Raw genomic sequence first — 11,685 nt, forward strand, 5'->3', positions numbered from 1 at the left:
AGAACTCCCTTCTGTCTCCTGCCCATCCAGGCCGTTTGTTCAGCCCCCGATTGCACACCGCTCAATGTTCCAGCAGCAAAATTGATTTTCTGGGAAAACTGACCTGCACGGTGTCCGCACGCATGTTCTCCCAGGTTTCCTTATCCACTTCCCAGCCGATTGGAACGCCGTCTTCCTTTCCTTCGGGCCGCAGCATAATGACAAAGGAAAACGGGTTTTCCACTTCTTCCATGACCCGGAACAAAAAAGCGTTTTCTCCGTTGCCCGGAACAATATCATGCATTCGGATGCCAAGATAGCCCGCCCTGTTGTCATCATTGATCTTCAGCTCTACGCCCCAATCGGCTGCATACACACGGCCAGCTCTCCCTCGAACCAATCTGGAAATATTTTTGCAGCCGGTCATAATTGCCCCTGCCATGGTTTGGGGGTTCTCAAATACGGCCTGCTTTTTTCCCTGCACTTCCACCTGGCCGCGGTCCATGACCGCAATGGAATCTGCAAGGCGGAACACTTCATCCCGGTCATGGGAGACCAATAAAACACTTTTTCCAAACTGGCGGATCACATGCCGCACTTCTTGCTCCAACCGAAACCGCAGCTGGCTATCCAGCGCGGAAAAGGGTTCATCCAGCAAGAGCAGTTTCGGAGCCGAGACCAGCACTCTGGCCAAAGCCACCCGCTGCTGCTGGCCGCCGGAGAGCTGGTGGGGATAATGTCGTGCCTGGTCCGCCAATCCGAAGCGCTCCATAGCCTCTTCGACCAAAGCCATCCGCTTTTCTTTGCTGTTCTCCCGCCATGCCCCAGCCCAGATATTCTGACGCACTGTCATATGGGGAAACAAGGCGTAGTTCTGAAATACCACCCCTACCCGCCGTTGCTGAGGGCTTACATTGATTCCCTTTTCCGAGTCAAATACGCTCGTCCCATCGACTACAATGCGCCCCCGGTCCGGCCGTTCAATTCCGGCAATGCATTTCAGCGTCATGCTTTTTCCGCACCCAGATGCCCCCAGAAGTGCCAGCGTTTCCTCCTGCGCCTCCAGCTTCACTTTTAAATGAAAACTTCCAAGTCTCTTTTCAATATCCACAGAAACTGACATCTCAGTTCCCCCTTACCGGTTTCCTTGCCGACGTTCGTTTTTCCAACAGGTTCAGTGCCAGCAATACCGCAAAGGAGATGGCCATATTACACAGCACCCACTGAAAAGCCAGTTCGTCATTGTTGGTACGCCAAAGCTGATAGACTGTCGTAGCGATTGTTGCCGTCTTGCCGGGGGTGTAGCCGGCAATCATGCTGGTAGCTCCAAATTCTCCCAGCGCCCTGGCAAAGGCTAACACGGTCCCCGCCAGGATCCCCTGGCGGCAGCAGGGCATTCGGATTCGCCAAAATATATATGTATTGGACAGCCCCAGACTCTGCGCTGAATAGGCCAGCGTCTCATCAAAGGATTCAAAGGCCCCTCGGGCAGTACGGTACATCAAGGGGAATATGACCACCACAGTAGCAAAGATTGCAGACCACCAAGTCATCGTCAGTTTGAGACCAAATACATCTAAAAACCATGCACCAACCAGACGCTTCGGCCCCAGCACACGCAAAAGCAAATACCCTACCACCGTGGGCGGAAGCACCAGCGGAAGTGTCAGGAGTACATCTAAAATTCCTTTGACCATCTTTGGGGCTTTTGCAATGTAATAGGCCGCAAATATGCCTGTAAAGAAAATGATAATGGTGCTGATCCCTGCAATCCGCAGGGAATTGACCAGAGGGAACCAGTCCACACGTTCACGACCTTTGCTTTTTGATGCCGGGAAGCCAGCTTCCGTTTCAACCGCCTGAGCACTTTAAGCCACAGGTGTAAACCCTACTTTCTCAAACACCTCATCCCCGGCTTCACCAGTCAGATATGTCAGAAAGTCCTTCGCTTGCTGAGGATGTTCGGAGCTGTTTATTACCGCGGCTGGATAGATGACCTGGCCGCACATCTCTGCAGTGGCAGTATCCACAACCGTAAGCCCTGCAGAAAAGGCATCGGTCTGATAGATTATGCCGCAATCCACCACCGCCTCAGAAACTTGAGTGGTCACTTCCTTCACATTGGAGCCATACGTAATACAGCCGGAAGCTGCAAGATCTTCTTCTCTCAGCGCAAAGTAATCAAAAATTTTCTGAGTATATTGCCCCACAGGCACGTCTGCATTTCCCATGGCCAGAAGAGCAGATCCCTCGTTCAACTTCTGCGCCAATTCTTCGTAGGAATAAATCCCAGCCGGATTTCCCTCCGGCACGGCCAGCGCCACCTTGTTTTCCAAAATATTGAATCGGCTGTCGGCAAAAACAAAGTCCAACTGTTCCGTATTTACCTGAGGATCCGCGCTGATATCAAGCTGATCCATTTGCTTTTGTCCCGCAGAGATAAAAATATCCACCTCCGCCCCCTCCTGAATCTGAGTTTTGAGCGTACCGGAAGAATCAAAATTAAACACAAGGCTGACATCCTGGTGTTCCTGCTCGTACTGTTTTCCAAGCTCCGTGAGGGTTTCCGTCATCGAAGCGGCCGCAAATACAATAAGCTCTACCGGCTCAGAGACTTGCTGGGAACTGCCGGAAGCATTCCCCGAAGACGAAACGCTATTCCCATGATTTTTTCCGCAGGAAGCCAGGGAAAAAGCCAGCATCCCAGCAAGGATCAACGCAAAATACTTCTTCATCCACTACCATTCCTTTCTTGTTTCATCCATTTCTCAAACCCCAATCGGGTTTTACACATGTAACGATCGGCAATAAGCCCTCAAAGGCCGGGCCGCTGCAGCCGCCATATCAAGAAACCTGCGCACCCTGCCGGTTTCTGCGGCCAAATAAATGAGACTGCTGCAGAACATTTGATTCTGCAGCAGTCTCATTTTTCCACAAAGCAGTTCATTGAGTAAGAAATATTCCCTGCCGTAGTTCGGAACAGCAGAACCAAGCAACGTCTATCAAGTGTCTTGTGTTGCTCTGAAGTGAATCAGTTGTGCAGCAATGGAAATGGCAATTTCCTCCGGGGTCTGTCCTCCTATCGGCAGTCCAATAGGAGTAACAATGCGGGAAAGCGCCTGCTGTGAAAAACCGCATTTCTGCAGCATTTCAAAGGAATACTGTGCTTTCCGTTTGCTTCCGATCACTCCAATATAGCGGGCCGGCGTGCAAAGCACCTGTTGCTGCACCAAAAGGTCATAATCATGGCCACGGGTCATAATACAGACATAATCATGCTCCGTTATGGAAATTTCCTGAGGAATGTTTGAAAAATCGATCTGCTTGACCTTGTACGCAAGGGGAAACAGTTCCCGCGAGGCAAATTCCTCACGATTTTCCAGAACTACGCAAGGAAAATCCAGCGGATACAGAACAGGAACCAATGCCTGTGCCACATGGCCGCCGCCGAAAATATAGACCAAGCCGGGGCGATGAATTTGTTGCGTGAACCACCTGGCTCCCTCCCACTCCAAAATCCTGGGAGGAGCCGGCAGCGACGATGAATCTTGTACGGTCAGTTCCCCATGTTCCAGCGGAGTGCACAGCCAGAGCGGCTTTCCTGCCTCAAAAGCTGCTGCAACTGTTTCACACACAGCCGCAATTTTGGTGTCGTGTCCTTGAATTGGTAAAAAATGGGCCTCTACCTGTCCGCCGCATACCATATCCAGTTGTCCCGGTCCCGTCTGATTCAACGAAAAAATCCGGCACTGCGGCCTCTGGGTGGGATCGCACTTTAATATTTGCTGCGCCGTTTCAATACAGCGGCTTTCCACCGCTCCGCCTCCCACAGTGCCAGCCACCCGCCCCTGGCTGCCCACCAGCATGCGTGCGCCCGCACCTCGCGGGACAGAGCCGGAGCTGGCAGTCAAGGTGACCAAAACCGTGTCTTCTCCCTTGAGCGTCATATTTTTCAACGCATGAAACAGTCTTTTCAACCCTTGCGCCTCCGTCCCTTTATGCTTTGTTACATACCACTTCGCTGCATGTTCCAGTGGTCATAGTACTCCAAAAGCTTCTGATAATCCTGGGGCGAATCCGCATCCATCAGAACGGCAGCATCTTCTGTCTCCATAAATTTGCTCTCGAGTTTTCCGGAACGCAGAAGCCCTTTTAACCCATCCGTCCCCTTCCAGGTCTGCACTGTATGCACAGCCTCCGCGTTCAGCAAAATGGGATGCCCCCCACGGCCATGGCAGCTGGGACGCACCACCGGAGCATCCAGTTCACACATTGCACGAAGGGTGTCCGGCGAAACCAGGGGAATGTCACCAGGCATAATAAATACCCGCTCCGCCTCTGCAGTGAGCTGAGCCAGACCAAGCTGGATAGAGGTCAGCATGTCGGTCGTTGCATATTGCGCATTACGGCACAGTGTGACAGAGGAAAACCGAAGATGTTCTTCCAGCAATTGTCCTTGAAAACCAGTCACAACAATAATCTGACCGGCTCCCCCAGCACGCAGGCTGTCAATCGTATGCTGGATCACAGTAGATGTCCCCAGCGGAAGCAGGGGCTTAAACCGGTGCATTCTGGAGGAAAGCCCGGCCGCGGCAATCACAGCGGAAATATACATATTCTGCTCCTTTCTCTGCGCCACAGCCGGTTTCTCCAGTCAAACCGCGATATCAGGGAATGATGTCCTCATCTTTCTGGGCAGGATCCATATACTTGATGGTCCAGCCAGTCCAAATGCAGATCAGGGACATGATAGGATTCAGCATTGCAAAGAACATAAAGGGAGCATACTGACCGGTCGCTACGCCTAAGGTGCCCAAGATAAACGCGCCGTCTGTTCCATAAGGGCAAAACGGAGCACAGAGGGTGCCTACGTCCTCCAGAATACGGGACAGGTTTTTGGGATGCAGGTTGCGGTCACGGAAGGTCTGGCGGAACATCCGGCCGGGCAGCACAATGGCGACATACTGAACGCCAGTGGCAAAATTGGTAAACAGGGTAGAAAACACCGTCGTCGTCATCATCGCCTTGTCGCTCTTGGCGTGGGAAAGGATCTTTTCCACCACACTATGGACCATTCCTGTGCGCTCCACGATTCCGGCAAAGGCCAGCGCAATTAAAATCAGGGCAATGGTGTCCATCATACCAGACAGGCCGCCCCGGTTGACCAGCTTGTTGATGGCCTCAACGCCGGTGTCCATGCTGACACCAGTATAGGCGGCTCCCAGCACCTGAGACAGCGTGGCCCCCTGGAATGCGATGGCAAATATACCGCCTAACGCCGCTACCCCCAGCAGTCCAGGGATAGCAGGGACCTTGAATATGACCATCAGCAGCACGCAGATGGGAGGGATCAGCATAATGGGGCTAATGTTAAAGCAGGCATCCAGCGTCTCCAGATACAGATCAATGGTACCAAGATCGGCATTTTCTCCCACCACCGAAATTCCCAGTATTCCATAGATAATCAGTGCAACGATATAAGAAGGAGTCGTAGTATAGACCATGTGCTTCATGTGAGAGAACACGGTGGTACCTGCCATAGCGGGAGCCAGATTGGTGGTATCAGAGAGCGGCGAAATTTTATCTCCAAAATAGGCTCCGGAAATAATAGCGCCGCAAGTCATTCCAGCGTTGACGCCCAGACCGGCACCCACGCCCATCAACGCAACTCCCACGGTTCCCATGGTGCTCCAGGAGCTTCCTGTAAAGGTAGAAACCAACGTACAAAGCAGGCAGGCCGTGAGCAGGAAGATCTTCGGAGAGATCCAAGTCAGGCCGTAGTAAATCATAGTGGGCACAATACCGCCCAGCATCCAGGTGCCAATGACCATGCCAATGATCAGCATAATCAGCATGGCAGGGGCAGAGGCTTTGATGGTGTCGCAAATACCAGCCTCCATTTCCGTCCATTTGTAACCGGACAGAATGCCAACAATTCCGGCGACCGCCGCGGCCAGCACCAGCGGCATGTGTGCCGAGGTTCCAAACAGCATGATGCCGCTGAGGATCAATGCAAAGGTAATCACAAATACGATTGCCGACTTTCCAAAATCTACCGGGGCTTTTTTTACTTCATTGGTTGTCTTAGCCATAACATTCTCTCCCATCCAAATTTTTCAGGGTAATCGAAACGCACGGCTCTCTTGAGCCGTTCTGATGTCACAGACAAGCTTGGTTTTCTGGTTATACTCCCTCAAAATTTTTATCTCTCTTGGACAAACAACACATTACAGTTCGGCCGCTCCAATCAGCTCCACAACATCGTAAACCACACCTTTTGCTGCACGTTCCTTATATAGCTGCTCTGCCTCTGTCAGCTTCAGCTTGGGCGGCCGGGTTCGCTTCAGACGAATCTGCCGGATCTGATCTGCCAGCAGCTGCGCCGCTTGTTCCGCAGTGAGCAGGTCGGCCAACAAGCCCGGATTGGGAAAAGCACACGGCCTGCGGTCAATAGCACCGACAAAAGCGCTCAGGACCTCCGGTTTCCCGCTGTAGTTTTTCCAGGCTGCGCACAGGGATATTTGTGCAATGGTCACTTCCCTGCGGCTGCCAAGCTTAACAAAGCAGCTGTTCAGCTCCTTGTCAATGGGCAGATATATGGCAGTTAAGATTTCCCCCTGCTGCAAGCAGGTCTTCCCATCGGGAAACAGGAACTCGTCCATGTCTACCCTTCGGCTTCCGTCCTGGCTGAGGATCTCCAGTTGCCCATGATATAGAAATATACAAGGTGCAATATCGCCCGCAGGGGAAGCGTTTACAAGGCTGCCCCCCAAAGTTCCCTTATTTCTGACCTGCTGGGATCCCACATGGCTGCACGCCATGTAAAGTCCACGAAAATAGCGGCGAATCAGATGATTGTCCGCTGCAGCAGCGTGAGTAACCATTGCGCCGATCTTTAAATAGCCGTCCGTTGTCTCTTCCACGACACGCAGGTCCGGAATGTTCCATAAACTTAAAATACATTCATAATCCGGGTGCCGGGTGCGGATCTGCGGCATCAAATCGGTGCCACCCGCCAGCACTGCGGTGTTTGTCGGAAGAGTTGGCAGTAAGTTCTTCAGATCCTCCAGGGTGCCCGGCTGAAGGTATTCTGTCCTTGCCATATTCACTCCTCCTCACTCTGTGCCGCGGCGGCTTCCTGTACTGCAGCCTTGACTTCCCGGTATCCCGTACAGCGGCAAATATTGCCCGCGATTGCCATTTTTACTTCCTCTTGCGTGGGATGAGGATTTTTCAATAACAACGCCTTGATCGACATCACCATTCCGCTGACGCAAAAGCCGCACTGGACCGCGCTTTTTTTGATAAAAGCCTTTTGGATCACGTCCAATTCTCCGTTTTGTTCCAGCCCTTCAATGGTCCACAGCTCTCCTCCATCCAACTGCCCGGTCATGGTCAGGCAAGAATGAACCGCCTCTCCGTTGAGCATCACGGTACAGGCTCCGCACTCTCCCTCTCCACAGCCTTCCTTTGTTCCGGTCAAGCCGAGGTCATCACGAATAAAATCCAGCAGGCGTTTGCTGCCGTCCACCTCCATGGTTTCAGGCCGCCCATTTAATGTGAAATGCAGTTCCATTATCTTTGTGCCTCCAACGCTTCTAAAATCACCGCAGGGGTCAGGGGCAAATGCCTCAGCTGCGTTCCCAGGGCATGGTTGACCGCAGCCACGACAGCAGGCGCCACCGGAGCCAGCACCACTTCGCCGATGGACTTTGCTCCAAAGGGAGCGTTGGGCTCCGGGTCCTCAATCAGGATCGTCTGATAATCCGGCATATCCACCGCGTTGGCTACCTCATAATTTTTAAAGTTTGTAATCAGCGCACGGCCGGTTTTCGGATCAATTTTGATCTCTTCACACAGAGCCATTCCAATGCCCTGCTGAATTCCGCTTCCCACCTGTCCCCGGCACATATCGGGGTTGATGGCCTTGCCCACATCATGTACAGAGAGGCAGTCCAAAACCTTGGTAAACCCAGTATAAGTATCCACTCTCACATAAGTAAAGTGTGCAGCCGGTACGCCGGGATTTGCTGCAGCATTGGTGGTAACCGAACAAAACAGGTCTTCTCCGGTGACACGAATGGAATATTCACAAATCTCCTGCAGCGAAATCCTGACCGTTTTTTCTGTCTCTTTAAAGAACACTCCAGCCTCATAGTGCAGCACATTTTCATTGCAGCGAAGCGCAGCGGCGGCCTTCTTCCGTGCCTGATCCATCAATTTCTCACAACATGTCTTCACAGATTGACCCAGGGAATATACGGTCCTGCTGGCATAACAGCCGTGGTCATATCGACAGGACTGGGTATCTGCTTCTTGCAGCAGAATGTTTTCCAGGGGGATCTCCGTCACTTCAGAAGCAATCTTTTTCAAGGCCATTACCGTTCCACACCCATGGTCGTGGACCGCAACATGTACGATCAGGCTTCCGTCTTCCTGCAATCTGGCGTTTGTGGATGCAACATCCACCCGGTACGGATAGAAGGAAGAGGTATGGGATGCCAACGCCACTCCCACTCCATACCGGTAGCGCCGCTGCTGCTCATTCTGCCGGCGGCACTCCTCTTTTCTCTCATCCCAGCGAAATGCCTCTCTTCCCCGAACCAAACACTCTTCAAAGTGCGTATTGCCAATGGAAACCTGATGCACGACTTCCTCATCATAGGGCTGATGAATATTTTTCAGCCGAAATTCAATTGGATCCATCCCCAATTCCCCGGCAACCATATTCCAATGATTTTCCAGGCAAAGGGTAAGCTCACAGGAACCCCAGCTTCTAAAGCTCCCATTGATGGGCGTATTGGTACACACCGCTCTTCCGTCAAAGTGAATGTTGGGGATTCGATACACTTTATTGATCTTTTCCCCTATGGTAGAGACATAATCTCTGGACACGGTCAGATAGGCTCCGGCATCGAGCCGGCAGGAGAGGGAAACCCCCTGAATCACTCCGTCCGCTGTGACTTTACTTTTGACTTGTGCATCCACACTGTGTTTCATCATGGTGTTGACAATCTGCTCTTCTCTGGTATATACCAGCCGCACCTCACCCTGCAAGTCCCATGCCGCATAGGATGTAAGCGGTTCCAGCAGCGTCTCCTGACGCACACCAAAGGAGCCTCCCATTGGCATCTTGACCACGCGCACCTTGGAATACGGCATTTGAAGCAGTTCTGCCACCGTACTGCGAACCCCAAATACAGACTGGCACCCAGTCCAGACGGTCAAGGTCTTCTCCGAGGCGTTATATTTGGCGCGGCAAGATTGGGTTTCCATCGCCAAATGAGTCATGCGTCCAATGTGGGAACAGCTGGAATGACACAACACATCTGTGACAGAGGCATAATCGCCATAATCGAAGGGGGCACATTCATACACATTGCCGTCCGGGTGAATTTTGGGGGCATCTTCACGTTCTGACTCGTCCACGGAGACCACAAACGGCAGAGGATCGTATTCTACTTCGATCAACCGGCAGGCCTGTTCTGCGATTTCCTCAGAAACAGCAACCACGGCCGCAACGCGCTCCCCCACATACCGGATATGCCGGTCAAACAAACGCTCCTGATTGGGAACGGTCTCCCAAGGTCCCACCCGTCCGCGGTCATAAAGACGGTCCGGAGTATTCTCACAAGTATATACCGCACGTACTCCGGGCAGCTGCACCGCTTTTGAGATATCAATGGAACGGATCATTCCGTGGCTGACCGTACCCGCCTTTAATCTCATGTACAGCATGCCCTGCGTGGTTTCATCGCCGCAGTAGTGGAGCCGGCCGGTTACCTTTCCATACGCCTGATCGTTCGACAGTTCTTTTCCAACTACATGAAACTCTTTCAAAACTATCATCCTTTAAAATTTTTTCTTCCTAAAAGGGTGCTAGTAGAATGTTCTGCTTACAACTGCAGAAAAGTTTATGGCCCTTTTCCTTGCGTCGGTTTGTCCTGTATCAAATATGTTTTCAGTGTATAGCCTCAAAATCAAATTCAGGTCAATAAAAGCGTCAAAAAAATATCTAATAAAAATTTTGAATCATTTTCTCCGGAAAAGCGCTCCATTTTACGTCAATTATGTCAAACGGATGACCATAACCACCATTGCACATTTTCCGGAAAACACAGCATGCAATTTCAATGTAGTAACGTCAAAAAAGATATGTTATAATCTAATTTAAAATATCGTGTTCTTTCTGAAACTGGAACAAAATGGATCATGTGTGTGTAAGGAAAGGTAGATTCTCATGAGGCAATTAACCGCTTCTCTTTTAGGTTCCCCCCGTATTCTGAAGGACGGGGAATTTGTTGCGTTTCCGTTTAAGCAAGCAGAAGCCATTTTGTATTATCTTTTGGTGGAGCGTGAAGCACCCCGCAGCAAAATTGCCGATCTAATTTGGGGAAACAATGTGGGGGATCAAAAGGTCAAGTCCAATATGCGAAACGCTATTTATGTTCTGCGCAAATTGCTGTGGACAGACTTTCTGATTGAGCCGAGAAAGAACATTCTGCAGATCAATCCAGAGATCGATGTACACCTGGACCTTGAGCAGCTGAACAGAGATTCTGCGGAAATTACAAACATTTATGCCGGAGAATTTCTGCAAGACTTCTATCTGAAAGAGAATGAATACTATAACGAGTGGATCTTAAACACGCGGCAAGAGCTTCAGCAGATCTATATCGACCGTTTAAAACAGTCCATTGCCCGCCGGTTTGAATCCCAGGACTGGTCTCAAACCAATAGGCGAAAAAGACTATTTGCAGAAAAAGCAAGAGTTTTCAAGCCTTTCAAGGCCCTTTAGCTCGAATGCTAAAGGGCCTTGAACTTTGACTATTTGCCGAGGAAAAACGAATACAGATCAGACTCGAACCCGCCTCCAGCCGTACAAGATACAGCAATATGCCCAGCCGAAGTTGTTCAACAGCTTCGGCTTTAATTTTTGAAAGGAATGCGTATGAAAACAGAAACGACAGCAAATAAATCTTATTTTTCCGAACTGGCCCTCCGCCTCCGGCAAACGGGCTTTGTGGTCCTGCCAGAACAGGATGGTTTTCTCCCGGTAGAGTGGAACGACCAGCCTCTGTGCCGAGTCGCCAGCACAGGCGGCATCCGATACCGACAGGAGGATATGACCGACTCAGATACCGAGCTGGCCTGTGACCGGGCCGCGGATATCGCCGCCACGGTCAGGGAGTACATGACTCTCCTGGATAAAGCCCCATTGCTGAAAGCGGACAGCCTGCACGAACCATATCAAGTACTGGCGGAGTTCAATGATGTTGTGCTTGCCGCCCTCCCCGGCAAACACGGCGTTCAATTCACCACCTGGGCGTGGATCAATGAGCGTACCAGCCTGTGGCAAGGTCATTATGCTGGAAATGACTATCAGGCGGCAAAGCGGGACTTTGCCATCCGCTCCGGCCTGCTGGACAAGCACCAGCTTTTTTCTAAGGAGCAGCTTGCGGAGGTCTACCGCTGCGTCCACGAAACGCTGGAGAATCATTATCCCATCACCGCGGAACGCCAAAAGCTGCTGGAGGGCGTGGCGGCGCAGATCGAATGTGCGGTTCCTGCCCTGGCAGAGCTGGTCAGCCAGTCAAATCAGAAGGAATTGGAGGCAGCAGAAGATACGGAATATCAGGGCATGACCCAGCAATTCTAAATCATCATCAACACAGGACAAGGCCGTATCCCGTTTGGGACGCCGGC

11 protein-coding genes are annotated in these 11,685 nt (G+C 51.4%); 2 read left to right on the forward strand and 9 right to left on the reverse strand.

The features are described 5' to 3' along the window. Window positions 1–61 precede the first annotated feature (61 nt). The 9 genes from ACTQ3R_RS04200 to ACTQ3R_RS04240 form a co-directional block, all read right to left on the reverse strand. Window positions 62–1,102: a sulfate/molybdate ABC transporter ATP-binding protein gene (locus tag ACTQ3R_RS04200; RefSeq protein WP_441778150.1), complete on the reverse strand. Its 1,041-nt coding sequence runs from the start codon at window positions 1,100–1,102 to the stop codon at window positions 62–64. A 1-nt stretch (window position 1,103) separates the two neighbouring features. Beyond that, window positions 1,104–1,784 (reverse strand): molybdate ABC transporter permease subunit, encoded by a 681-nt coding sequence (modB, locus tag ACTQ3R_RS04205; RefSeq protein ID WP_441778151.1) that lies wholly within the window; start codon window positions 1,782–1,784, stop codon window positions 1,104–1,106. 63 nt (window positions 1,785–1,847) lie between these two features. After that, window positions 1,848–2,714: a molybdate ABC transporter substrate-binding protein gene (gene modA, locus ACTQ3R_RS04210; protein WP_441778152.1), complete on the reverse strand. Its 867-nt coding sequence runs from the start codon at window positions 2,712–2,714 to the stop codon at window positions 1,848–1,850. 267 nt (window positions 2,715–2,981) lie between these two features. Beyond that, a complete protein-coding gene (locus ACTQ3R_RS04215) occupies window positions 2,982–3,956 on the reverse strand; it encodes an XdhC family protein (protein WP_441778153.1) in 975 nt (324 codons plus the stop codon). A 29-nt stretch (window positions 3,957–3,985) separates the two neighbouring features. Then, window positions 3,986–4,618 (reverse strand): nucleotidyltransferase family protein, encoded by a 633-nt coding sequence (locus ACTQ3R_RS04220; RefSeq protein WP_441778154.1) that lies wholly within the window; start codon window positions 4,616–4,618, stop codon window positions 3,986–3,988. A gap of 28 nt (window positions 4,619–4,646) precedes the next feature. Further along, window positions 4,647–6,071 (reverse strand): Na+/H+ antiporter NhaC, encoded by a 1,425-nt coding sequence (nhaC, locus tag ACTQ3R_RS04225; RefSeq protein WP_441778155.1) that lies wholly within the window; start codon window positions 6,069–6,071, stop codon window positions 4,647–4,649. 135 nt (window positions 6,072–6,206) lie between these two features. Continuing rightward, window positions 6,207–7,082, reverse strand: a complete 876-nt coding sequence (locus ACTQ3R_RS04230; RefSeq protein ID WP_441778156.1) for an FAD binding domain-containing protein — start codon at window positions 7,080–7,082, stop codon at window positions 6,207–6,209. Window positions 7,083–7,084: 2 nt separating this feature from the next. After that, the gene (locus ACTQ3R_RS04235; protein ID WP_441778157.1) at window positions 7,085–7,555 is read right to left on the reverse strand and encodes a (2Fe-2S)-binding protein; all 471 of its coding nucleotides are present in this window, start codon (window positions 7,553–7,555) and stop codon (window positions 7,085–7,087) included. Next, window positions 7,555–9,819 carry a xanthine dehydrogenase family protein molybdopterin-binding subunit gene (locus ACTQ3R_RS04240; protein WP_441778158.1) on the reverse strand — a complete coding sequence of 755 codons (2,265 nt, stop codon included), beginning with the start codon at window positions 9,817–9,819 and terminating at the stop codon, window positions 7,555–7,557. The genes ACTQ3R_RS04235 and ACTQ3R_RS04240 overlap by 1 nt, the downstream gene beginning before the upstream one ends. A gap of 400 nt (window positions 9,820–10,219) precedes the next feature. Between ACTQ3R_RS04240 and ACTQ3R_RS04245 the strand changes: the two genes are divergently transcribed. After that, window positions 10,220–10,777, forward strand: coding sequence for an AfsR/SARP family transcriptional regulator (locus tag ACTQ3R_RS04245; protein ID WP_441778159.1), 558 nt, complete (start codon window positions 10,220–10,222; stop codon window positions 10,775–10,777). Between the two features lie 153 nt (window positions 10,778–10,930). Continuing rightward, window positions 10,931–11,638: a hypothetical protein gene (locus ACTQ3R_RS04250; protein ID WP_209345329.1), complete on the forward strand. Its 708-nt coding sequence runs from the start codon at window positions 10,931–10,933 to the stop codon at window positions 11,636–11,638. Window positions 11,639–11,685 lie beyond the last annotated feature (47 nt).

Source organism: Lawsonibacter sp. LCP25S3_E2 (assembly GCF_052117285.1).
Lineage (GTDB): Bacteria > Bacillota > Clostridia > Oscillospirales > Oscillospiraceae > Lawsonibacter.

Coding starts and splice junctions, on each gene's coding strand:
- ACTQ3R_RS04200 (WP_441778150.1), bottom strand. CDS start 1,102: ATGTCAGTTTCTGTGGATATTGAAAAGAGACTTGGAAGTTTTCATTTA.
- modA (WP_441778152.1), bottom strand. CDS start 2,714: ATGAAGAAGTATTTTGCGTTGATCCTTGCTGGGATGCTGGCTTTTTCC.
- nhaC (WP_441778155.1), bottom strand. CDS start 6,071: ATGGCTAAGACAACCAATGAAGTAAAAAAAGCCCCGGTAGATTTTGGA.
- ACTQ3R_RS04230 (WP_441778156.1), bottom strand. CDS start 7,082: ATGGCAAGGACAGAATACCTTCAGCCGGGCACCCTGGAGGATCTGAAG.
- ACTQ3R_RS04235 (WP_441778157.1), bottom strand. CDS start 7,555: ATGGAACTGCATTTCACATTAAATGGGCGGCCTGAAACCATGGAGGTG.
- ACTQ3R_RS04245 (WP_441778159.1), top strand. CDS start 10,220: ATGAGGCAATTAACCGCTTCTCTTTTAGGTTCCCCCCGTATTCTGAAG.
- ACTQ3R_RS04250 (WP_209345329.1), top strand. CDS start 10,931: ATGAAAACAGAAACGACAGCAAATAAATCTTATTTTTCCGAACTGGCC.